Source organism: Streptosporangium sp. NPDC050284 (assembly GCF_044459525.1).
Classification (GTDB): domain Bacteria; phylum Actinomycetota; class Actinomycetes; order Streptosporangiales; family Streptosporangiaceae; genus Streptosporangium.
The window spans coordinates 489,849-512,059 of sequence record NZ_JBITIZ010000004.1 but is presented as its reverse complement, the minus strand read 5'-3'; the positions used below and the strand labels follow the sequence as shown (position 1 = coordinate 512,059).

At 69.7% G+C, this 22,211-nt stretch carries 21 protein-coding genes; 19 read left to right on the top strand and 2 right to left on the bottom strand.

Annotation, left to right across the window (positions count from 1 at the left end):
* The 7 genes from ACIBH4_RS13280 (at position 1) to ACIBH4_RS13250 (ending at position 7,057) form a co-directional block, all read left to right on the top strand.
* The gene (locus tag ACIBH4_RS13280; RefSeq protein WP_362513825.1) at positions 1-879 is read left to right on the top strand and encodes a hypothetical protein; all 879 of its coding nucleotides are present in this window, start codon (positions 1-3) and stop codon (positions 877-879) included.
* Complete coding sequence (gene murJ, locus ACIBH4_RS13275) at positions 876-2,525, top strand: lipid II flippase MurJ (RefSeq protein ID WP_362513828.1); 1,650 nt, start codon at positions 876-878, stop codon at positions 2,523-2,525. Before ACIBH4_RS13280 ends, murJ begins: the two co-directional genes overlap by 4 nt.
* Positions 2,518-3,678, top strand: coding sequence for a glycosyltransferase family 4 protein (locus ACIBH4_RS13270; RefSeq protein WP_362764988.1), 1,161 nt, complete (start codon positions 2,518-2,520; stop codon positions 3,676-3,678). Before murJ ends, ACIBH4_RS13270 begins: the two co-directional genes overlap by 8 nt.
* Before the next feature lie 389 nt (positions 3,679-4,067).
* Entirely contained in the window at positions 4,068-5,057 is a 990-nt protein-coding gene (locus ACIBH4_RS13265) for a TerC family protein (protein WP_362513834.1), read from the top strand.
* 169 nt (positions 5,058-5,226) lie between these two features.
* A complete protein-coding gene (locus ACIBH4_RS13260; RefSeq protein ID WP_362765099.1) occupies positions 5,227-5,832 on the top strand; it encodes a phosphatidylserine decarboxylase in 606 nt (201 codons plus the stop codon).
* Complete coding sequence (pssA, locus tag ACIBH4_RS13255) at positions 5,819-6,652, top strand: CDP-diacylglycerol--serine O-phosphatidyltransferase (protein WP_350947794.1); 834 nt, start codon at positions 5,819-5,821, stop codon at positions 6,650-6,652. The genes ACIBH4_RS13260 and pssA overlap by 14 nt, the downstream gene beginning before the upstream one ends.
* Positions 6,653-6,787: 135 nt before the next feature.
* Positions 6,788-7,057 (top strand): hypothetical protein, encoded by a 270-nt coding sequence (locus ACIBH4_RS13250; RefSeq protein WP_362513839.1) that lies wholly within the window; start codon positions 6,788-6,790, stop codon positions 7,055-7,057.
* A gap of 169 nt (positions 7,058-7,226) precedes the next feature.
* Here the strand turns inward: ACIBH4_RS13250 and ACIBH4_RS13245 are convergent, their stop codons facing one another.
* Positions 7,227-7,868: an MBL fold metallo-hydrolase gene (locus ACIBH4_RS13245; protein WP_350947792.1), complete on the bottom strand. Its 642-nt coding sequence runs from the start codon at positions 7,866-7,868 to the stop codon at positions 7,227-7,229.
* A gap of 291 nt (positions 7,869-8,159) precedes the next feature.
* Between ACIBH4_RS13245 and uvrA the strand changes: the two genes are divergently transcribed.
* The 7 genes from uvrA (at position 8,160) to whiA (ending at position 17,327) form a co-directional block, all read left to right on the top strand.
* Entirely contained in the window at positions 8,160-11,000 is a 2,841-nt protein-coding gene (uvrA, locus tag ACIBH4_RS13240) for an excinuclease ABC subunit UvrA (protein WP_350947791.1), read from the top strand.
* Positions 11,001-11,089: 89 nt separating this feature from the next.
* Positions 11,090-11,515: a Rieske (2Fe-2S) protein gene (locus ACIBH4_RS13235; protein ID WP_362513844.1), complete on the top strand. Its 426-nt coding sequence runs from the start codon at positions 11,090-11,092 to the stop codon at positions 11,513-11,515.
* A 223-nt stretch (positions 11,516-11,738) separates the two neighbouring features.
* Complete coding sequence (locus ACIBH4_RS13230) at positions 11,739-12,209, top strand: Rieske (2Fe-2S) protein (protein ID WP_362513847.1); 471 nt, start codon at positions 11,739-11,741, stop codon at positions 12,207-12,209.
* A 233-nt stretch (positions 12,210-12,442) separates the two neighbouring features.
* On the top strand, positions 12,443-14,452 hold the full coding sequence (gene uvrC / locus ACIBH4_RS13225; RefSeq protein WP_362514358.1) for an excinuclease ABC subunit UvrC: 2,010 nt from the start codon (positions 12,443-12,445) through the stop codon (positions 14,450-14,452).
* Positions 14,449-15,321, top strand: a complete 873-nt coding sequence (rapZ, locus tag ACIBH4_RS13220; RefSeq protein ID WP_362513850.1) for an RNase adapter RapZ — start codon at positions 14,449-14,451, stop codon at positions 15,319-15,321. Before uvrC ends, rapZ begins: the two co-directional genes overlap by 4 nt.
* 14 nt (positions 15,322-15,335) lie before the next feature.
* Positions 15,336-16,253 (top strand): uridine diphosphate-N-acetylglucosamine-binding protein YvcK, encoded by a 918-nt coding sequence (gene yvcK / locus ACIBH4_RS13215; protein WP_362514361.1) that lies wholly within the window; start codon positions 15,336-15,338, stop codon positions 16,251-16,253.
* A gap of 93 nt (positions 16,254-16,346) precedes the next feature.
* Complete coding sequence (gene whiA, locus ACIBH4_RS13210; protein WP_362513853.1) at positions 16,347-17,327, top strand: DNA-binding protein WhiA; 981 nt, start codon at positions 16,347-16,349, stop codon at positions 17,325-17,327.
* A 52-nt stretch (positions 17,328-17,379) separates the two neighbouring features.
* Here the strand turns inward: whiA and ACIBH4_RS13205 are convergent, their stop codons facing one another.
* Positions 17,380-17,898, bottom strand: coding sequence for a hypothetical protein (locus ACIBH4_RS13205; protein ID WP_362513856.1), 519 nt, complete (start codon positions 17,896-17,898; stop codon positions 17,380-17,382).
* Positions 17,899-18,113: 215 nt separating this feature from the next.
* Between ACIBH4_RS13205 and gap the strand changes: the two genes are divergently transcribed.
* From gap to ACIBH4_RS13180, 5 genes are all read left to right on the top strand, one after another.
* A complete protein-coding gene (gene gap / locus ACIBH4_RS13200; RefSeq protein WP_362513859.1) occupies positions 18,114-19,118 on the top strand; it encodes a type I glyceraldehyde-3-phosphate dehydrogenase in 1,005 nt (334 codons plus the stop codon).
* Positions 19,118-20,305: a phosphoglycerate kinase gene (locus tag ACIBH4_RS13195; RefSeq protein ID WP_362513864.1), complete on the top strand. Its 1,188-nt coding sequence runs from the start codon at positions 19,118-19,120 to the stop codon at positions 20,303-20,305. Before gap ends, ACIBH4_RS13195 begins: the two co-directional genes overlap by 1 nt.
* 82 nt (positions 20,306-20,387) lie before the next feature.
* Positions 20,388-21,173: a triose-phosphate isomerase gene (tpiA, locus tag ACIBH4_RS13190; RefSeq protein WP_362513869.1), complete on the top strand. Its 786-nt coding sequence runs from the start codon at positions 20,388-20,390 to the stop codon at positions 21,171-21,173.
* 132 nt (positions 21,174-21,305) lie between these two features.
* Entirely contained in the window at positions 21,306-21,536 is a 231-nt protein-coding gene (gene secG, locus ACIBH4_RS13185) for a preprotein translocase subunit SecG (RefSeq protein ID WP_030905020.1), read from the top strand.
* 77 nt (positions 21,537-21,613) lie between these two features.
* Entirely contained in the window at positions 21,614-21,961 is a 348-nt protein-coding gene (locus ACIBH4_RS13180; RefSeq protein ID WP_012892502.1) for an RNA polymerase-binding protein RbpA, read from the top strand.
* Positions 21,962-22,211 lie beyond the last annotated feature (250 nt).

The following is a 22,211-nucleotide window of genomic DNA, read 5'->3' as shown; positions in this document are numbered from 1 at the left end:
ATGGCTCGTCGCGCTTTTCCCCGCGCCCTCGCGGGTGCCCTCGCCGGCGCGTTCCTCGGCGCGGTCGCCGCGCGCGCCGCGTACGCCGCCTTCACCCGCAGGCCTCCGGTCGGCGACACGGAGACCTGGGCCCGCACGAACCACAGGGGTGAGCCGATCACCCTGCTTGAGGGCCCGGCGTTCGTCGCCGGTGCCGGTGCCGCCGCGGCGGCGATCCCCGGGCTGCCCGGCAGGGTCCGCGTGGCGGCGCTGCTGGCGGTGGCTGGCGGTGGTGGGCTCGGCGCCTACGACGACCTGTACGGCGCGACCTCGTCCAAGGGGTTCAAGGGGCATCTGAGCGCCCTGGCCAAGGGCGAGGTCACCAGCGGGGCCGTGAAGCTCCTCGGTATCGGCGCGACCGGCCTGGCCGCGGCCGCCCTCACCTCCCGTCATCCCCTCGACGTCGCCGTCAACGGCGTGTTGATCGCGGGGAGCGCGAACCTGGCCAACCTCTTCGACCTGCGGCCAGGTCGCGCCGTCAAGGTGGGCCTCCTGGCCGGAGCGCCCCTGCTCGCCGCGGGGCTGCTCGGAAACGATCCGGTTTCGGCCACCGTGGTCGCGCTTCCCATGGGGGCCGCCGCCGCGTTGCTGCCCGAGGACCTCGGCGAGCGGGCGATGCTCGGTGACGCGGGGGCCAACGCGCTGGGCGCGCTGCTCGGGCTGGCCGCGACCATCACCCTGGGGCGTCCGGGGCGCCTGGTCGTGCTCGGCACCGTGGTCGCGCTGACCGCGGCCTCGGAGAAGATCAGCTTCACCAAGGTGATCGCGGGCAACCCCGTCCTGCACCGCCTCGACATGCTCGGCCGTCGCCCTGTGGAGCAGGCACCCGCCACCCGATGAGCACGAGGATCGCACGAGGGGTCGCGGGAGCGGCGCTCCTCATCGGAGTCGTGACCGTCCTGGCCAGGCTCGTCGGTTTCGGCCGCTATCTCGTCCAGTCGCAGAGCGTCGGCAACAGTTGCCTGGGCACCGCCTACAACACCGCCAACTACGTGCCCAACATCGTCTTCGAGCTGGTCGCGGGCGGTGTACTGGCCGGGATGGTGGTGCCGGTGCTGGCCTCGGCGGCCTCCAGGTCCGATGACGACCCCGAGGCCAGGGCGGAGGTGAGCAGGACCACCTCGGCGCTGCTCACCTGGTCGATGCTCGTCCTGGTGCCGCTCACGCTGCTCATCGTCGCGTTCGCGGGGCCGATCGTCGCTCTGCTCGTGGCGAATCCGGCCCCGTGCGACCTGGCGGACGTCGTCGAGGCCGGCACCGGCCTGCTCGTCGTCTTCGCCCCCCGGATGATCTTCTTCGGCCTGGCCGTGGTGCTGTACGGGGTGCTCCAGGCCCACCAGCGGTTCATGGGCCCGGCCCTGGCGCCGCTGGTCTCCAGCCTGCTCATCGTCGCCTCCAACCTGTTGTTCGAGGCGGTCAACGAGGAGGCCGCGAGGGACCTGTCGCAGCTCAGCGGCGCCGGGCAGTTGTCGCTCTCCCTCGGCGCGACCGTCGCCGCCGCCGCGATGGTGCTCACCGTGATCGGCCCGGTGGCCCGGCTGCGGCTGAGGTTGCGGCCCTCGCTGTCGTTCCCGCCGGGCGTCGCGGCCAGAGCGCGGAGTCTCGCCACCGCGGGTCTCGCCGTGCTGATCGCGCAGCAGATCGCGCTGATCGTCGTGATCCGCCTCGCCAACGAACTGGGCGGCGAGGGTGCGATCGCCGCCTACACCTACGCCTGGGCGCTGTACCAGCTGCCGTACGCGGTGCTCGTGATGCCGATCGCCACCAGCTCGTTCCCCGTGCTGTCCACCCGCGCGGCCGAGGGGGACGCGCCGGGTTTCGACACCCTGACCGCCTCCACCACCCGGGCCGTGCTCCTGGTCACGGGGCTCGCGGCCGGGGTGATGGCGGCGGTCGCCGTACCGGTGTCGAGCGTGTTCCTTGAGGGGACCCCGGGCGGCGACCCCGCCGAGATGGCGAGGGGTGTCGCGCTGTTCGCGCCGGGCCTGGCCGGCTACGCGCTCATGCTGCACCTCGCCCGCGTCCTGTACGCCTGCGGGCGGGGCCGGTCGGCGGCTGTGGCCTCGGTGACCGGGTGGGCCGTCGCACTGGTGGCCCAGATCGCGCTCGCCCGCACCGCGGGGAATCCGGCCGACGTGGTCGGGCTGCTCGGGCTGGGCAGCACCGTCGGTATGACCGTCGGCGGGCTGCTCCTGGTCGTCGCGGTGCTTCGCACCAGGGGAGCGGCCGCGCTGGCGGGGGCGCCACGCACTCTCCTCGCGACCGTGGCCGGCGGTGCCGCCGCCTGGGGAGCGGGGCTCACCCTGGTCAACGCCTTGGGTGCGGTGTCCACGTGGGAGTTCGTGGCGGCGGGCCTGGCCGCCGGTGTGGCAGGTGTGGTCGCTTTCGCGGCCGTGGCCGTGATGATCGACAGACAGGACGTCCAGGCGCTGGCGGCGAGGCTCCGCCGAGGGGCAGCGAAGGAGGGGGGCCTTTCCGATGGCTGATCAGGGCAGACGGGTGGCACTCGTACTGGGGACGAGCGCGGGAGGGGTCGGCCGGCACGTGGCGATGCTGGCCGGAGGGTTGGTGCGCGGCGGCCACCGGGTGGTCGTGGCGGGCCCGCCGAGTACGGAGCGGGCCTTCGGCTTCGCCGCGCTCGGTGCGCGCTTCGTGCCCGTGCCGATCTCCGACCGGCCTCGCCCGGCCGGCGACCTGCGGGCGGTCCTGGCGCTTCGCGCGTTGCGCGGGGCGCACGTCGTGCACGCCCACGGGTTGCGGGCCGGGGCTCTGGCGGCGATCGCGCTGGCAGGGACCGGGACAGGCCTGGTGGTGACCCTGCACAACGCCGCCACCGCGGGCGGTGCCGTCGGCGCGGTCTACGGCCTCCTGGAACGGATCGTGGCCCGCCGCGCCGACCGGATCCTGGTCGTCTCCCCCGACCTGGGGGAGCGGATGGCCCGCCTGGGGGCCACGCGTGTCGAGGCCGCGGTCGTACCCGCACCCCCGTTGCCCCTTTCGGGACGCGAGCCCGGCGACATGCGACGAGAGCTCGGGGTGGGAGATCGGGTGATCTTCCTCACGGTCGCGAGGCTCGCCCAGCAGAAGGGCCTGGAGACCCTGCTCGACGTCGCGAAGACCCTGCGCGGGGCTCAGGAGGCGGAACCTACGCGGGGAGCGACCCTCGTCGAGCCTGGGTACGGCCGGATCGCCCGGGAGCGTGCGCCCGAAGTCGTGTTCCTGGTGGCGGGGGAGGGGCCGCTGAGGGGGGAGTTGCAGGGGCGGATCGACCGGGAGAACCTGCCGGTGCGGTTGCTCGGCGACCGCGCCGACGTGGGGGATCTGCTCGGGGTGGCGAGGGCGCTGGTGGTGCCGAGCCGCTGGGAGGGGCAACCCCTCACCGTGCAGGAGGCCCTGCGGGCGGGAACGGCGGTCGTCGCCACCGCCGTGGGGGGCGTCCCCGCGATGGTGGGAGAGGCCGGGCTGTTGGTGCCGTACGGGGATGTCGCCGCGATGCGCGACGCGGTCGCGAGGGTGCTCGCCGACGACGAGCTCGCCGGGGAACTGGCCGGGGCCGCCGCCCTGCGGGGCCGCGAGCTGCCGGGCGCGGCAGAGGCGCTTGGGGCGGTGCTCGCGGTCTACGCGGGGCTCTCCGGCTGAGAGCGCGCGGGGTTTCGCGTGGCTCGTTCGATCAGAGAACCGCAGAAGGAGGGCACTCGGTTCCGCGGGGAGAAAAAGGCATGCGCCCGGTCCTCGGAGGGAGCCGAAAGAGCCGGAAGGGGCCGCCTACAGGCGATTTCGGGGCCGATGGAACAAGCGGAGGGGGCGCGAGGTTGGATTAGGCGACACCATGCCAGACGCCTATACTGGCGTGGTTAGGGGGGGAGTATCCCTTCGCGGCAGTCTCGTCATCACGGTGTTGTCTCGCTCCACGAGGCCCCCGGGGCTGTCGGTCCGCATCGTCGATCCGCTTCACATCGACCTGGTTCCACGCGGGCGGGAGAGACCTCCGGCAGTCTGTCATGCGCGCCGCCGGAGGTTTATCAACCGTGAATGTTCCTGTCTGGGTCTGGCTCGCCGTGATCGGCGGCCTCCTGGTCGTCCTCGCCTTCGACCTGTGGATAGTCGACCGAGGCGAGCCCCGGGAGTTCTCCCTCAGACAGGCCGGGTTCTGGGTCGGTTTCTACGTCACACTCGCGGTGCTCTTCGGCATCGGGCTGTGGGTGATCGCGGGTCCCACCCCCGCGGGCCAGTTCATCGCCGGGTATCTCACCGAGTACAGCCTGAGCGTCGACAACCTCTTCGTCTTCTACATCATCATGACCCGCTTCGCGGTGCCGAAGATATACCAGCACAAGGTGCTGCTGATCGGCATCGTGATGGCGCTGGTCATGCGCGGCATCTTCATCGCGATCGGTGCCGCGGCGCTGGCCAACTTCGGCTGGCTCTTCTACGTCTTCGGTGCGTTCCTGATCTACACCGCCGTCCAGCTCGTCCGTCAGTTCGGCGAGGAGGAGCACCTTGAGGAGAACGCGGTGCTGCGCTGGGCCCGGCGGGTGCTCCCGCACACCGACGACTACGTGGGCGCGAGGATCACCGTCAAGGTCGACGGCAAGCGCCTGGTCACCCCGCTGCTGATCGTCATGATCGCGATCGGCACCACCGACCTGCTGTTCGCGCTCGACTCGATTCCGGCGATCTTCGGCCTCACCACCGACGCCTTCATCGTCTTCACCGCGAACGCGTTCGCCCTCATGGGATTGCGCCAGCTTTACTTCCTGCTGGGTGGACTGCTTCAGAAGCTGGTCTACCTCAGCTTCGGTCTTGCGTTCATCCTCGGTTTCATCGGGGTTAAGCTGATCCTCGAGGCGCTGCACTCCAGTGGTGTCTCCTGGGCCCCCGAGGTGCCGATCTGGGTGTCGCTGTCGGTGATCGTCGTCACGATGGCCGTCACCACGGTGATCAGCTTGATCAAGGTCCGGCGTGACGCCCGCGCGGGCAAGGAAAACACCGCCCCGGCGAGTGTCGAGCAAGGCTAGCGAATCGGCGTGTGAGGCGCTTTGCTTGTCTCATTGCGCCTTATAAAGGCTAAGAGATGGGTAACATCCTGCCCCAGAGCGGGTAGACATACCGGTCTAATGCCGCAAGACATCACAAAGGTTCCCTGTGTCCCACGATTCAGCAAGCCACATACCAGGTCCGTTGGGCCTGGCACGTGGCGTCTCCCCGTGGTTGCTCCCGACCGTCGCCGCCGCCGCCGTGACCTCACTGCTCAGCCACCGTGACCGGCGCTGGGCGCTGGCTGCGGTTCCGCTGACCGCGCTCAGCGGTGGGATGCTCTGGTTCTTCCGCGATCCAGATCGCACTCCGGGCACCGGGCGGATCCTGTCGCCCGCGGACGGCGTGGTGCAGAGCATCGACCCGTGGCCGGACGGCCGCACCCGGGTAGCGATCTTCATGAGCCCGCTCGACGTGCACGTCAACCGGGCGCCGCTCGCCGGCACGGTCACCTCGGTGGAGCACGTGTCCGGGGGATACCTGCCCGCGTTCAACAAGGACAGCGACACCAACGAGCGGGTCGTCTGGCACCTGGACACCGCTCTCGGCGACATCGAGATGGTCCAGATCGCCGGCGCGGTCGCGCGCCGCATCGTGCCCTACGTGGCCGAGGGGGCGAAGGTGGCCAAGGCCGAGCGGATCGGCCTGATCAGGCTCGGCTCTCGGGTCGACGTCTACCTTCCCGAAGGAGTCGCGCCCGCTGTCTCCGTGGGCGAGAAGACGGTCGCGGGGGTGACGAGCCTTGACCACGGCTGACGCGAGCTGGCCGATGGACGAGACGGACGACGAGCCGCGAGGACCGGTAGGTAAGGCGTTTCGCCTCTCGGCCGCCGACTCCCTCTCCCTGGGCAACGCTCTCTGCGGTTTCCTCGCGGTCTGCGTGCTCGCCTGGTCGGCCATCAGCTCGCTGCAGGAGGCCAAGCCCTTCGCGGCGGACCCCCGGTTCTTCGGCACCGCCGTGGTGCTCCTGCTGATCGGCGCCACCTGCGACCTGTTCGACGGCCTGGTGGCGAGGAAATTCCGCGCCTCGGCGATGGGCGCGGAGCTGGACAACCTCGCCGATGTGATCAGTTTCGGCTTCGCTCCCGCCTTCATGGTGGTCATCTGGGCGGGGTTCAACCAGCAGATCCCCTTTCTGCTCGTGATGGCGGCGGCGTCGTCGGTGCTGCTGGCCGGCGTCATCCGGCTCGCGCGCTTCGCCTCGGTGAAGACCAAGAGCGGTGACTTCATGGGGTTGCCCATCCCGATGGGCGCGATGACCGTGGTCTCGGTCGTGCTGCTCTTCCCCCCGTCGGTCTGGACGATCCTGCCGGTCTTCGGCGTGGCGTACCTCATGGTGAGCCGGATCGAGTACCCCAAGCCCAAGGGCAACCTCGCCGCCGCCGTGCTCGCCTGGATGATGATCAATGTTGCCTGCCTCACCATCTGGGTCGCGGGCCTGGCGGGCGGCGACACGCTGATCAAGGTCGGGGCCGTCATGCAGATGACGATCGTGGCGGCGATCCCGCTGCGGGTTCTGATGTTCAAGCGGGAGAAGCGCAAGGAGCAGCGCAAGGCGTCCGCCGGGGTCGGCTGAGGCCTGAGGCCGCCCGGAGGATGTTCACCCGGGCGGTGGGGCGATGGTCGCGGACACCCCATGCCGCGACCCGTTCTCGCCCTGGAATGTCCCGATCTGCTTTCCCCGTCCGGCGCGGGTGCGTTCAATTGCCTCATGGCAACCGAGCCACATGAGCACACACGCACCTATTTCCTCGGCATGCTCGCTCGCGAGTTGGAGCTGAGAGGCATGAACGTGACGCTCAGGCGGAGCCCGCCGTCGTTGCGGGTCACCGATCCCGAGGCCGCGATGTTCAGCGAGACCCTCGACTGCGTACCGCTCGCCGAGGGCTGGTTCTACCGCTGGTCATGGGGCGATCTGGTCGAGCGGGTGGAGGACCCCTCCAAGGCCGCGGATCGGATCCTCCGGGTCTTCGGCGGCTGACGCCCGGAAGCCCGGAGGGAGCGGCCACGGTCTTCCCGCCGGGCGGGCGTCGGTCTCGGCCTCCGGTGGCGGTCACCGGCCGTGTCCGGGCGGTGCCGAGGGGCCGATCACGCGGAGGCCTGCCACGCCCGCGTCCGGTGGCACCGGGTGAGGGAGCGTGGCGAGACGGTCACCAGCCGCGTTCGCGCCACTCGGGCAGCGAGGGGCGTTCGGCGCCGAGCGTGGTGTCCTTGCCGTGGCCCGGGTAGACCCAGGTGTCGTCCGGCAGCCTGTCGAAGATCCGCTCCGACACGTCGGCGAAGAGCTGGGCGAACCGCTCGGGATCCTTGTTGGTGTTGCCGACGCCGCCGGGGAAGAGCGAGTCGCCGGTGAACAGGTGGCCGGGGTAGTAAAGGGCGATCGAACCGGGGGTGTGCCCGCGCAGGTGGATCACCTCCAGGCTGACCACGCCGACGGTGACCCCGTCGCCGTTCTCCACCTCCAGATCCACCGGCACCGGCAGTGCCCCCGCGTCGAGCGGGTGGGCGATCACCGAGGCACCGGTCGCCCTGGCGACCTCCTCCAGGGCCTGCCAGTGGTCGCCGTGCTGGTGGGTGGTGACGATCTTGCTGATCGGCTGGTCGCCGATGAGCTCAAGCAGCCGGTCGGGCTCGGCGGCCGCGTCGATGAGGGCGCCGTCACCGGTCTGGGTGCACCGGATCAGGTAGGCGTTGTTGTCGAACGGGCCGACGGCCAGTTTGGCGATCGTCAGGGCGGGCAGTTCGCGCAGGTCGGCGGGGCCGCCGACCTGTACATCACCGGTGTACGTCACGGATTCTCCTCGGACGGGGTCGCGGGAAGGCGGGGCGGCACGCGCTCCGCCCTCGTCACCATCATCATCGCGCCCGGCGGGCGGGACGGGGCATAAGGGGGGTGTTCACGTCGTTGAAATCGTGGGCCACCTGCCATATCCGGGGGGAGACCGTACTCTGGAGGCGGCGGGAAAACGACTCCGGACGCCGGTCCGGAAAGACTCCGAACGCCGGTCCGGAAAATTGTCGGCCCCTCTCGCTAGTCTTCCCGCGACTACTTCCAACCCTCTATCAACGACGTCGGGACTGCTGTGGCTGACCGCCTCATCGTGCGTGGTGCACGTGAACACAACCTCAAGGACGTCTCGCTGGATCTTCCGCGAGACGCTCTGATCGTCTTCACCGGGCTGTCCGGCTCGGGCAAGTCAAGCCTGGCCTTCGACACGATCTTCGCCGAAGGTCAGCGCCGCTACGTCGAATCGCTGTCGGCGTACGCGCGGCAGTTCCTCGGGCAGATGGACAAGCCCGACGTCGACTTCATCGAAGGACTCTCACCCGCGGTGTCGATCGACCAGAAGTCGACGAGCCGCAACCCCCGTTCCACCGTCGGCACGATCACCGAGGTGTACGACTACCTGCGCCTGCTGTGGGCGCGCATCGGAAAGCCGCACTGCCCGCAGTGCGGGCGGGCGATCGCGAGGCAGAGCCCCGAGCAGATCGTCGACCGGGTGATGGAGTTGGAGGAGGGCACCCGCTTCCAGGTGCTCGCCCCGGTGGTCCGCGGCCGCAAGGGCGAGTACGCCGAGCTGTTCAGCCAGCTCCAGGCCAAGGGGTTCGCCCGCGCCCGCGTCGACGGCACCGTGGTCCGCCTGGACGAGCCGCCGACGCTGAAGAAGCAGGAAAAGCACGACATCGAGGTGATCGTCGACCGTCTGGCGGTGAAGGAGGGCGCGGCCAGCCGCCTGACCGGCTCGGTGGAGACCGCCCTGGGTCTGTCGGGCGGGACGATCACCCTGGAGTTCGTCGACCTGCCCGAGGACGACCCCAACCGCGAGCGTTTCTACTCGGAGCACCTCTACTGCCCCTACGACGACCTGTCGTTCGAGGAGCTGGAGCCCCGCTCGTTCTCGTTCAACTCACCCTTCGGCGCCTGTCCCGAGTGCACGGGCCTGGGCGTCCGGATGGAGGTCGACCCCGACCTGATCGTGCCCGACCCGGAGAGGCCGCTGGGCGAGGGCGCGCTCTCGCCGTGGGCCGGGGGCCACACCAGCGACTACTTCGAGCGCCTCGTCGAGGCGCTCGGCCTGACCATGGGGTTCGGCCTCGACACCCCGTGGGAGCGCCTCCCCAAGAAGGCGCAGAAGGCCCTGCTGTACGGCCACGACGAGCAGGTCCACGTCCGCTACAGCAACCGCTACGGCCGCCAGCGCTCCTACTACACCACTTTCGAGGGGGTCATCCCCTGGGTGCAGCGCCGCCACGGCGAGTCCGACAGCGACGGCATGCGCGAGAAGTACGAAGGTTACATGCGGGAGATCCCGTGCCCGGCCTGCAAGGGGGCGAGGCTCAAGCCGGTCTCGCTGGCCGTCACGGTCGACGGCCGCTCGATCGCCGACGTCTCGTCGATGTCGATCGGCGACTGCGCGACGTTCCTGGCGGGGCTGAAGCTGTCGGAGCGCGACATGCACATCGCCGAGCGGGTGGTCAAGGAGATCAACGCCCGGATGGGCTTCCTGCTCGACGTGGGCCTCGACTACCTCACCATGGACCGGGCCTCCGGCACCCTCGCCGGTGGCGAGGCGCAGCGCATCCGGCTCGCCACCCAGATCGGCTCGGGACTGGTCGGGGTGCTGTACGTGCTGGACGAGCCCTCCATCGGCCTGCACCAGCGTGACAACCAGCGGCTGCTGGAGACCCTGATCAGGCTGCGCGACATGGGCAACACGCTCATCGTGGTCGAGCACGACGAGGACACCATCGCCGCAGCCGACTGGGTGGTCGACATCGGCCCCGGGGCGGGGGAGCACGGCGGCCAGGTCGTCGTCTCCGGCACCGTGGCCGACCTGCTCGCCTCGGAAGACTCGATGACCGGTGCCTACCTGTCGGGTCGCAGGACGATCGCGATTCCCGCCACCCGCCGCAAGCGCGACAGGAAGCGGCAGATCACCGTGAAGGGTGCCCGTGAGCACAACCTCAAGGGCGTCGACGTGGAGTTCCCGCTCGGACTGCTGACCGCGGTCACCGGTGTCTCGGGCTCAGGCAAGTCCACCCTGGTCAACGACATCCTCTACAACGCGCTCGCCAAGGAATTGAACGGTGCGCGCACCGTCCCGGGCCGCCACGCCCGGGTCAACGGGATGGACCTGGTCGACAAGGTCGTGCATGTCGACCAGTCGGCGATCGGCCGCACGCCCCGGTCCAACCCGGCGACCTACACCGGCGTCTTCGACAAGGTCCGCGACCTGTTCGCGCAGACCACCGAGGCCAAGGTCCGCGGCTACCAGAAGGGCCGCTTCAGCTTCAATGTCAAGGGCGGCCGGTGCGAGGCCTGCTCGGGAGACGGCACCCTCAAGATCGAGATGAACTTCCTGCCGGACGTCTACGTGCCCTGCGAGGTCTGCCACGGGGCGCGCTACAACCGGGAGACCCTGGAGGTTCACTACAAGGGCAAGACGATCTCCGAGGTGCTCGACATGCCGATCGAGGAGGCCCTGGACTTCTTCGACTCCATTCCGGCGATCAAGCGCTACCTGAAGACGCTCAACGACGTCGGCCTGGGATACGTCAGGCTCGGCCAGCCCGCCACGACTCTGTCCGGCGGCGAGGCACAGCGCGTCAAGCTCGCCTCGGAGCTGCAGCGCCGCTCCACCGGCCGCACGATCTACGTGCTCGACGAGCCCACCACCGGCCTGCACTTCGAGGACATCCGCAGGCTGCTGGGCGTCCTGGGCAAGCTCGTCGACGGGGGCAACACGGTCATCGTCATCGAGCACAACCTCGACGTGATCAAGACCGCCGACTGGCTGATCGACATGGGGCCCGAGGGTGGCTCGCGGGGCGGCAGCGTGCTCGCCACCGGGACGCCCGAGGAGGTCGCCCTCGTCGACGAGAGCCACACCGGCCGCTTCCTGCGCAAGATCCTCGGCAGCTGAGGGCCGGATTCGGGACCGGGTTCCCCCGTCAATACCCTGGACGAGGGAGCCCGGTTCCGATCGGGGATGACATTGCGAGAAGGGCCGCGATGAGCATGCAGGAAACCTCCGCCATGCCCGCGCGCAGGCAGGTGATCGCCGCCGCGGGGGCCGTGGCGTGCGGTGCGGCGCTGGCGGGGTGCGCGAGCGGGGAGTCCGCCGCCGCCATCGTGCCGCCGGGGATCAAGGGGAAGGTCATCGCGCGGACCGCCGACATCCCGGTGGGCGGTGGCAAGGTGATCACCAAGTGGAAGATCGTGATCACCCAGCCGACCTCGGGGGTGTTCAGGGCGTTCACGGCGAGCTGCCCGCACCGGGGGTGCGCGGTCGGAAGGATCGGGGACGGCGTCATCCGCTGCCCCTGTCACGGCAGTGAGTTCGCGGTCGACTCCGGAGAATGCCTCAAGGGCCCGGCTGAGGCGCCGCTGGTCCAGTACGCGCTGAAGGTCGAGGGCGACGGAATCATCGTGCTCTGACGGTTCGTGCCGACCTCTCCTCCGGGGAGGCGCGGATCCGCCGGGTCGGGCCTGGTTCGCCGGGGCCGAGGCCCGTGCCGAGGGTTTGGAGGGGGTTCTCCGGATGGTCCATGAAGAGGGCCGAGGGAGTAATTCTTCACAGTCTCCTGACACGATGTGCGGCAAGCTGAACCGTCATCGGGGTGCGAGCCGTACCTGAAGATGATGATTCTGGAGGATATAGATGACTGAGACGACACGTCGTACGGTGATATTCAGCGCCGGTGGGGCCGGGATGGCCGCGGTGTTGACCGCGTGCGGGGGCTACGGGGAGCCGGCGGAGAGCGGCGGGGACACCTCCGCGACCTCCGCGTCGCAGGCGCCGGAGGCGGCCGAGACGAGCGCGGGTGCCGACTCGGGCGGCTCCGCGAACGCCCTGGCCAAGACCTCGGACATCCCCGAGGGAGGCGGCAAGATCTTCAAGGACCAGAAGATCGTGATCACCCAGCCGGCCGCGGGCGAGTTCAAGGCGTTCAGCTCCGTCTGCACCCACCAGGGGTGCGACGTCGACAAGATCGAGGGCGACACCATCGACTGCCCCTGCCACGGCAGCAAGTTCAAGATCACCGATGGTTCCGTGGCGAACGGCCCGGCCACCGACCCCCTGGAGGAGAAGGCGATCAAGGTGGACGGCGACTCCATCGTCCTCGCCTGATCCCCGTCCGCCGCGAGCCTGCCGCCGGGGAACGTCCCGGCGGTGGCGGGCGTCTCACGCGGCGGTTCCAGTACGGCCAGGAGCACCTGTAGGAAGCGACGGGCGTCGCGTGAGGCCGTACCCCGGTCCCGGGCGGGGGCCGGGGTACGGCCCGGCCACCGACCTTGTCTGAGCGGAAAGCTGTAAGGAAACGTGTCGGTCCGGGCCGATAGGCTTTCCGTGTGGCGAGATCTGTGGGTGGTCCGGTGAGTTTCCGGCCGAAGCCGGGGTCCATCCCCGAGTCCCCCGGCGTCTACCGGTTCAAGGACGCGGAAGGCCGGGTCATCTATGTCGGCAAGGCCAAAAGCCTGCGCCAGCGGCTCAACTCCTACTTCGCCGACTTCGCGGGCCTGCATCCGCGCACCCAGACCATGCTCACCACCGCCGTGGACGTCGACTGGACGGTCGTCGGCACCGAGGTCGAGGCACTCCAGCTCGAATACTCCTGGATCAAGGAGTACGACCCGCGGTTCAACGTCAAATACCGCGACGACAAGTCCTACCCCTACCTCGCGGTCACGATGGGGGAGGAGTTCCCCCGGGTCCAGGTGCTGCGAGGCGCCAAGCGCAAGGGCACCCGCTACTTCGGCCCCTACTCCCACGCCTGGGCGATCAGGGAGACCGTCGACCTGCTGCTGCGGGTCTTCCCGATCAGGAGCTGCTCGGGCGGGGTCTTCAAACGGGCCGCGCAGATCGGCCGCCCCTGCCTGCTCGGCTATATCGACAAGTGCTCGGCCCCCTGCGTGAGCCGGGTCACGGCCGAGGAGCACCGGGCGCTGGCCGACGACTTCTGTGAGTTCATGGCGGGCAACACCGGCCGGTTCATCAAGCGGCTGGAGCGTGAGATGCGCGAGGCCGCCGTCGAGCAGGAGTACGAGCGGGCCGCCAGGCTGCGCGACGACATCCAGGCGCTGCGGCAGGCGATGGAGAAGCAGGCCGTGGTCCTCGGCGACAACACCGACTGCGACGTGGTCGCCCTCGCGGAGGATCCGCTGGAGGCCGCCGTCCAGGTGTTCTACGTCCGCGGCGGGCGCATCAGGGGCCAGCGCGGCTGGGTGGTCGACAAGGTCGAGGATGCCGCGCCGGGCGAGCTGGTCGAGCAGTTCCTGCTGCAGATGTACGGCGAGGCGGCCGCCGAGGCGCTGCCCAGGGAGGTGCTGGTTCCGGTCCTGCCCCCCGACGCCGGAGCGGTCACCGAGCTGCTCGGCGAGCACCGCGGGGCGCGGGTGGAGATCAGGGTCCCCCAGCGCGGCGACAAGAGATCGCTGATGGAGACCGTCGAGCGCAACGCCGTCGAGTCCCTGAAGCAGCACAAGCTGAGGCGGGCCAGCGACCTGACCGCGCGCAGCAGGGCGCTGCAGGAGGTCGCCGACGCCCTCGACCTGGACCAGGTGCCGCTCCGCATCGAGTGCTACGACGTCTCCCACATCCAGGGCACCGACGTGGTGGCCTCCATGGTGGTCTTCGAGGACGGCCTGGCACGCAAGAGCGAATACCGCAGGTTCTCCGTGCGCTCCACCGAGGGCGATGTCGCCTCCATCTACGAGGTGATCTCCCGCCGGTTCAAGCGCTACCTGGAGGAGCGCTCGGCCACCGGAGAGCTCGACACGGACACCGGGGCCGATCCCGCCGACGGGCCGGCCGCAGGCCCTGCCGAGGAGGCGGCCGAGGGCGCGAGCGGAGGGCCGGGCGCGGGCGACGGGCCGCCGACCCGCACGTCACCGGGCATCGACCCGGAGACCGGCAAGCCGCGCAAGTTCGCCTACCCGCCCAACCTCGTCGTCGTCGACGGAGGTCCAGCCCAGGCCGCGGCGGCCCGCAGGGCGCTCGACGAGCTGGGCGTGGACGACGTGGCGGTGTGCGGGCTGGCCAAGCGACTGGAGGAGGTCTGGCTGCCCGGCGAGGACCTGCCGGTGATCCTCGCCCGCTCCAGCGAGGCCCTGTACCTGCTCCAGCGGGTACGCGACGAGGCCCACCGCTTCGCCATCACCTACCATCGATCCAAACGGTCGAAGAGTGTCAAGGAAAGCGCTCTGGACGAGGTCCCCGGTCTCGGCCCGGCCCGCAGGCAGGCGTTGATCAAGCATTTCGGATCGGTGAAGCGGCTGCGGGAGGCGACCGCGGCACAGATCTGCGAGGTTCCCGGGATCGGCCCCTCGACGGCCGAGACGATCGTGTCGGCCTTGAAGGGGCAGAACCCATGAGCGAAAGAGAGCCCGCGTTCGTCCTCGTCACCGGAATGTCGGGGGCGGGGCGGAGCACCGCCGCCAAGGCCCTGGAGGACCTGGGGTGGTTTGTCATCGACAACCTGCCGCCCGGGTTGCTGTTCGCCATGGCCGAGGAGGCGGGGCGGGTCAAGCTGGCCGCGGACAAGGTGGCCGCGGTGGTCGACGTGCGCAGCCTCGCCTTCACCAGCGACCTCAACAGTGCGATCGAGGAGTTGGAGGGGCGCGGCGTCGCAGTGCGCGTGGTGTTCCTGGAGGCGAGTGACGAGGAGCTGGTCCGCAGGTTCGAGAACGTCCGCCGCCCGCACCCGCTGCAGGGCGACGGCCGCCTGGTCGACGGGATCGCCCGCGAACGCGGCATACTGCGCGAGGTGCGGGCGAACGCCGACCTGGTGATCGACACCTCCAACCTCAACGTCCACGAGCTCCGGGGGAAGATCGTCGCCTTCTTCGGCGGCGAGGACCGCCCAGGGCTGCGGGTCAACGTCGTCTCCTTCGGCTACAAGTACGGCCTGCCCGTCGACGCCGACCTGGTCGTCGACTGCCGGTTCCTGCCCAATCCCCACTGGGTCCCCGAACTCCGCCCGATGAACGGACTGGACGCTCCCGTACGGGAGTACGTTCTCAACCAAGCGGGTGCGAAGGAGCTCCTCGACGCCTACGAGGAGGTGTTCACCATCATCGCCTCCGGCTACACCCGCGAGGGCAAGAGCTATGCCACGCTCGCCGTTGGCTGCACCGGCGGCAAGCACCGCAGCGTCGCCATGGCCGAGCAGATCGGCGGGCGGCTGCGCGACAGGGGTGGCATGGAGGTGCAGGTGAGCCATCGGGATGTGGGCCGGGAGTGAACGAAGGTCTCAAGATCGTCGCGCTGGGTGGGGGACACGGGCTGTACGCCTCGCTGTCGGCGCTGCGGAGGGTCACCTCCCGGCTGACGGCGGTGGTGACCGTCGCCGACGACGGGGGCTCCAGCGGCCGTCTTCGCCGCGAGCTCGGTGTGCTCCCCCCGGGGGATTTGAGGATGGCCCTGGCGGCCCTGTGCGGTGACGACGAGTGGGGGCGCACCTGGAGCGAGGTCGTCCAGCACCGCTTCCGCAGCGAGGGCGACCTGCACGGCCACGCGATCGGCAACCTGCTGATCGTGGCGCTGTGGGAGCGGCTCGGCGACACGGTGCTGGGACTCGACTGGCTCGGGCGGCTGCTCGGCGCGCACGGGCGGGTGCTGCCGATGGCCTCGGTGCCGCTCGACATCGCCGCCGAGGTCGAGTTGGACGGCGAGGTGAGCACGGTACGCGGTCAGGTGGCCTGCGCGCTCACGCCCGGCAGGGTCCGGGCCATCTCGCTGCTCCCCGAGGACCCGCCGGCGTGCCCCGAGGCCGTCCGTGCGGTCCTGGACGCCGACTGGGTGGTGTTCGGTCCCGGTTCCTGGTTCACCAGCGTGCTGCCCCACCTGAAGGTGCCCGAGCTGGCCGAGGCGTTGCACGCCACCCGCGCCCGCCGCCTGGTCGCGCTGAACCTCGCCCCGCAGGCGGGGGAGACCGACGGATTCTCCCCCCAGAAGCACCTGGAGGTGCTGCGCGAGCACGCGCCCTCCCTGGAGATCGACGTCGTCGTCGCCGACACCGGGGTGATCGACGACCGTGATGAGCTGGACAAGGCCGCGGCCGATCTCGGGGGGAGGCTGGTCCTCGCCTCCGTGGCGGACGAGGACGGCTCCCCGCGACACGATGCACAACGTCTTGCCTCCGTCCTGGACGAGATTTTCCGTGAGAAGCGTTGATCCTGGTCAGCGGTGCTCAGGAGTGCGAGAAACTTCTGTGAGCCCGATTTATCTCGGGTCGCAAGGGGTCTGTATGGGGGAGGACGAACACGCATGGCGATGACAGGTGTGGTCAAGGACGAGCTGAGCAGGCTGCAGATCCTGAAGCCTTGCTGCCGTAAGGCCGAGGTGTCGACGCTGTTGCGGTTCGCGAGCGGGTTGCACCTGGTGAGCGGCCGGATCGTGATCGAGGCCGAGCTCGACACCAACGTCACCGCTCGGCGGCTGATCAAGGACATCGGCGAGGTCTTCGGGCACAAGGCCGAGGTGCTCGTCCTGGCCCCGGCCGGGCTGCGCAAGGGCTCGCGCTACCTCGTGCGGGTCTACCGCGACGGGGAGGCGCTCGCCCGCCAGACCGGTCTGATCGACAACCACGGGCGCCCGGTCAGGGGCCTGCCCCGCCAGGTCGTCGCGGGGGCGACCTGTGACGCCGAGGCGGCCTGGCGGGGGGCGTTCCTGGCGCACGGCTCGCTGACCGAGCCGGGGCGCTCGATGTCGCTCGAGGTCACCTGTCCGGGGCCCGAGGCGGCGCTCGCGCTGGTCGGGTCCGCGCGGAGGTTGAAGATCCACGCCAAGGCGAGGGAGGTGCGCGGCGTCGACCGGGTGGTGGTCCGCGACGGCGACGCCATCGGCGCGCTGCTGACCCGGCTGGGCGCCCACGACAGCGTGCTCGCCTGGGAGGAGCGGCGGATGCGCCGCGAGGTTCGCGCGACGGCGAACCGGCTCGCCAACTTCGACGACGCCAACCTGCGCCGTTCGGCCCGTGCCGCGGTCGCGGCGGGGGCGAGGGTCCAGCGGGCCCTGGAGATCCTCGGGGAGGAGGCCCCCGAGCATCTGGTGATCGCCGGTCGCCTGAGGGTGGAGCACAAGCAGGCGTCCCTGGAGGAACTGGGTCAGCTCGCCGACCCGCCCCTGACCAAGGACGCCATCGCCGGTCGCATCCGCCGCCTGCTGGCCATGGCCGACAAGCGGGCCCAGGACATCGGCGTTCCCAACACCGAGGCCAATCTCACCGTCGACATGCTGGCCCCCTAGGTCGTCGGGATCGCGCCGGCGGCAGCGGTCGTTCGGCCGGAAGGCCCGTGGCTCAGGGCTGCTTCCTGGGCTCGAAGTAGTTCGTGTGGTCGGCGGCCTCGCCCGGCTGCGGGACGGGCGAGGCGGCGCGGGCGTCGTGGGCCTCTCGGGCGGCCTTGACGCGCCTGTTCACGAAGCTGAAGCCCGCGTAGGCGGCGACCACCCAGAACAGCAGCGAGATGGGGTCCTGGCGCAGAAGCTCGGGGAAGGCGTCGAGCACCCGGGCGAGGGCGGGGCCGTAGTCCTCGCCGGACACCTGCGCCCAGGCGATGGTGGATCCGACGACCTGGCCGAGCGCGGCGCCGGCGAGGGAGAAGAAGGCGGCGAGCGGCGGCAGTACCGGGCTGGTCGGCTTCACCGCGATCATGGCGAGGCCGACGAGGAGACCGACGCCGATGGCGGCGAAGCCGATCTCGTACCCGCTGAAGGCGATGAGCGCGCCGTAGGCCGCGGCGCCGACGGCGGTGCCCAGCAGACCGGTGAGGATGCCGGGTAGAAGCCCGTTCGCCAGGTGTGGGTCGTTATCTGTCACAGCGGGTTCTCCCGGGGTTGTGGTGTTTGTAGTGACGAGTCGGGCACTTTACTTGAATGGTGCGATACCTGTTCGTGGGTTAGCGAATAACGGAGCACCCCCTCAAGTGGTCTAGGCCAATTTGGGTCCGATAAGGTTCGTGGTTGAGGTTTCAGCCAGCACCAAGTCGCCGGATCCGAGAGACCGGCGCATCGATGTACGAGGAGATCGGCACCGTGACCATCCGCGTAGGCGTCAACGGATTTGGCCGCATCGGCCGCAACTTCTGGCGCGCGGTCGCTGCCAGCGGCAAGGACATCGAGATCGTGGCGGTCAACGACCTGACCGACAACGCCACGCTCGCCCACCTGCTGAAGTACGACAGCATCCTCGGCCGTCTGCCGTACGAGGTCAAGAGCACCGCCGACGAGATCATCGTCGACGGCAAGACCATCAAGGCGTTCGCCGAGCGCGACCCCGCCAAGCTGCCCTGGGGCGACCTGGGCGTGGACGTCGTCGTCGAGTCGACCGGCTTCTTCACCGACGCCAACAAGGCCCGCGTGCACGCCGAGAACGGCGCGAAGAAGGTCATCATCTCGGCTCCGGCCAAGAACGAGGACGTCACCGTCGTGATGGGCGTCAACCACGACAAGTACGACCCGGCGAACCACACGGTCATCTCCAACGCCTCCTGCACCACCAACTGCCTGGCGCCGATGGCCAAGGTCCTCAACGACACCTTCGGTATCGAGAAGGGTCTGATGACCACGATCCACGCCTACACGCAGGACCAGAACCTGCAGGACGCCCCGCACAGCGACCTGCGTCGCGCCCGCGCCGCCGCGATCAACATCGTGCCGACCTCGACCGGCGCCGCCAAGGCCATCGGCCTGGTGCTGCCCGAGCTCAAGGGCAAGCTCGACGGCTTCGCGCTGCGCGTGCCGATCCCCACGGGCTCGGCCACCGACCTCACCGTCGAGGTCGGCCGCGAGACCACCGTCGAGGAGGTCAACGCCGCGCTCAAGGCCGCGGCCGAGGGCGAGCTCAAGGGCTACCTCACCTACAACGAGGACCCGATCGTCTCCTCCGACATCGTGACCGACCCGGCGTCCTGCATCTTCGACGCGCCCCTCACCAAGGTGATCGGCAACCAGGTCAAGGTCGTCGGCTGGTACGACAACGAGTGGGGTTACTCCAACCGCCTCGTCGACCTCATCGAGCTGGTCGGCGCCGACCTCTGATGAAGGACATCTCCGAGTTCGACGTGGACGGCCGGCGCGTCCTGGTGCGCGCCGACCTCAACGTCCCCCTGGAGGGGGACGTCATCACCGACGACGGCCGCATCCGCGCCTCGGTGCCGACGATCAAGGAGCTCGCGGGCCGGGGGGCCCGCGTGGTCGTCGTCGCGCACCTGGGACGCCCCAAGGGCAAGCCGAACCCGGAATACTCCCTCGCCCCGGTCGCCAAGCGGCTGGGTGAGCTCCTGGGTGCCGACGTCGCCTTCGCGACCGACGTGGTCGGCGAGTCCGCCCAGGCCGTCGTGGAGGCCCTCCAGGACGGTCAGGTGGCCCTTCTGGAGAATCTGCGCTTCGAGCCGGGCGAGGAGTCCAAGGACGACGAGGAGCGGGCCGCCTTCGCCGCCAAGCTCGCCGCCTTCGCCGACGTCTACGTGGGCGACGGCTTCGGCGCGGTGCACCGCAAGCACGCCAGCGTCTACGACGTGCCCGGCCTGCTGCCGCACGCCGCGGGCCGGCTCGTCCTGGCCGAGGTCGAGGTGCTCAGGAAGCTGACCGACGAGACCGAGCGGCCGTACGCCGTGGTGCTCGGCGGCGCCAAGGTCTCCGACAAGCTCGGCGTGATCGGCAACCTGCTCACCAAGGTCGACCGGCTCCTCATCGGCGGCGGCATGGCCTACACCTTCCTCAAGGCCCAGGGCTACGAGGTCGGCAGGTCGCTGCTCCAGGAGGACCAGCTCGACAAGGTGCGGGGCTTCCTCGACGAGGCGCGCAAGCGCGAGGTCGAGATCGTCCTGCCGGTCGACGTGCTCGCGGCCGTCGAGTTCGCCGAGGACGCCGAGTACGAGGTGGTCGACGCCACCGCGATCCCGGCCGACCGCGAGGGGCTCGACATCGGCCCGCGCACCCGCGAGCTGTTCGCGGGCAGGCTGGCCGACGCCAGGACGGTGTTCTGGAACGGCCCGATGGGCGTCTTCGAGTTCGAGGCCTTCTCCGGGGGAACTCGCGCGGTCGCCGAGGCGTTGATCGCCTCTGAGGCCTTCACCGTCGTCGGCGGGGGAGACTCGGCCGCGGCCGTGCGCAGGCTCGGCCTGGCGGAGGACGGGTTCTCCCACATCTCCACCGGTGGCGGGGCCAGCCTCGAATACCTGGAGGGCAAGACCCTCCCCGGACTCGTGGCGCTGGAGCGGTAGAAAGTGAACCCACGCGACGAGCGGAGCGGCCGGTCGACGACCGACGCCGCCCGCCCAGTGAACAAGGAGTGGTGAGCGAACGATGAGCACACCTCGTAAGCCGCTCATGGCCGGCAACTGGAAGATGAACCTCAACCACCTTGAGGCCATCGCGCACACCCAGAAGCTCGCCTTCGCGCTGAACGACAAGGACTTCGACCGGGTCGAGGTGGCCGTGCTGCCGCCGTTCACCGACCTGCGCAGCGTGCAGACCCTGGTGGACGGCGACAAGCTGCGGATCGTCTACGGTGCGCAGGACCTGTCGCAGTACGACGGCGGCGCCTACACCGGCGAGATCTCCGGGGCGATGCTCTCCAAGATCGGCTGCACCTTCGTGCTCGCCGGTCACTCCGAGCGCCGCCAGTATCACCGCGAGGACGACGACGTCGTCAACGCCAAGGTGCAGGCGGCCTACCGGCACTCGCTCACCCCCATTCTGTGCGTGGGTGAGGGCCTGGAGGTGCGCAGGGCGGGCGACCAGGTGGCCCACAGCGTCGCGCAGCTCGACGGCGCGCTCCGCAAGGTGAGCGCCGAGCAGGTCGCCTCCATCGTGCTCGCCTACGAGCCGGTGTGGGCGATCGGCACCGGCGAGGTGGCCACCCCGGACGACGCGCAGGAGGTCTGCGGGGCACTCCGGGCGCGACTCGCCGAGCTGTACGACGCAGAAGTGGCCGCCGGTGTCCGTATCCTTTACGGTGGGTCGGTCAAGTCTGACAACATCGCGGGCATCATGGCGCAGCCTGATGTCGACGGTGCCCTGATCGGTGGCGCGAGCCTCGACCCCGGGGAGTTCGTCAAGATTTGCCGTTTTGGCGAATTGTCGAACTGACTGAGCCATTCGGTGGGTGCGACTTGACAGCACGTCATACCCTCTTAGAGCAGGTTTGAATCGTCACGCCATCGGCGTACACAAGGGTCGTGCCCGGACGCGGGTCACGCGCACATAGGGAACAGGTCAACGGTGACAATCGGAATCTCCATCGCCCTCATCCTGTCGAGCTTGCTGATGATGCTGCTCGTCCTGCTCCACAAGGGCAAGGGCGGTGGCCTCTCGGATCTGTTCGGTGGCGGTTTCTCGTCGTCGTTCGGAGGCTCCTCGGTGGTGGAGCGCAACCTTGACAGACTCACCGTCATCACCGGTGTCGTCTGGTTCGTCTGCATCATCGCGCTGGGCCTGCTTCTGCGGCCCTGACCTGGCTTCGACAGGCGTGACAGTGGTTCAGTCCCCGCATCCCCAAGCGGCGGGGCCATCGAGCAAGGAGTTCATCCGTGGGTAGTGGCAACGCGATCCGTGGCAGCCGTGTCGGTGCCGGCCCGATGGGGGAGGCGGAGCGCGGCGAGGCGGCCCCCCGTGTGCGGGTGCCTTTCTGGTGCGCGAACATGCACGAGACGCGCCCCAGTTTCGCCAGCGACGCGGCCGTCCCCGAGTTCTGGGACTGCCCCCGGTGTGGTCTCCCCGCCGGTCAGGACGAGGCGAACCCGCCCGCCCCGCCGCGTAACGAGCCTTACAAGACGCACCTCGCGTACGTGAAGGAACGCCGCAGCGACAAGGATGGTGCGCAGATCCTCGCCGAGGCCCTGGAGCGGCTGCGCTCCTCCTCACGCCCGATCTACTAGCCGGACCCTCGGGTACGGCTCGACGGCGAGCACGCGGAAAGACCTCCGCGGGTGAAATCACCCGCGGAGGTCTTTTTGCGTTCCGGGTGGCTTTCACGATCGCCGGAAACCGGCTGCCGGGCCGGCCGCCGCGTTTTCTCGGCGAGCTCTGGTGCCGTGGATGGTCAGGGATGTCCTGGGTAGGGCCTGAAAGAGATACCCCCTTGCGCAGATATGGGCAGGTGGGGGGGTCGACATCGCCCCGGAGGTG

What these genes read in the sequence shown, in the direction of transcription:
- ACIBH4_RS13270 (WP_362764988.1), top strand. Translation starts at nt 2,518, where the DNA reads ATGGCTGATCAGGGCAGACGGGTGGCACTCGTACTGGGGACGAGCGCG.
- whiA (WP_362513853.1), top strand. Translation starts at nt 16,347, where the DNA reads ATGGCGATGACAGGTGTGGTCAAGGACGAGCTGAGCAGGCTGCAGATC.
- ACIBH4_RS13230 (WP_362513847.1), top strand. Translation starts at nt 11,739, where the DNA reads ATGACTGAGACGACACGTCGTACGGTGATATTCAGCGCCGGTGGGGCC.
- murJ (WP_362513828.1), top strand. Translation starts at nt 876, where the DNA reads ATGAGCACGAGGATCGCACGAGGGGTCGCGGGAGCGGCGCTCCTCATC.
- ACIBH4_RS13280 (WP_362513825.1), top strand. Translation starts at nt 1, where the DNA reads ATGGCTCGTCGCGCTTTTCCCCGCGCCCTCGCGGGTGCCCTCGCCGGC.
- rapZ (WP_362513850.1), top strand. Translation starts at nt 14,449, where the DNA reads ATGAGCGAAAGAGAGCCCGCGTTCGTCCTCGTCACCGGAATGTCGGGG.
- ACIBH4_RS13195 (WP_362513864.1), top strand. Translation starts at nt 19,118, where the DNA reads ATGAAGGACATCTCCGAGTTCGACGTGGACGGCCGGCGCGTCCTGGTG.
- ACIBH4_RS13235 (WP_362513844.1), top strand. Translation starts at nt 11,090, where the DNA reads ATGAGCATGCAGGAAACCTCCGCCATGCCCGCGCGCAGGCAGGTGATC.
- ACIBH4_RS13250 (WP_362513839.1), top strand. Translation starts at nt 6,788, where the DNA reads ATGGCAACCGAGCCACATGAGCACACACGCACCTATTTCCTCGGCATG.
- tpiA (WP_362513869.1), top strand. Translation starts at nt 20,388, where the DNA reads ATGAGCACACCTCGTAAGCCGCTCATGGCCGGCAACTGGAAGATGAAC.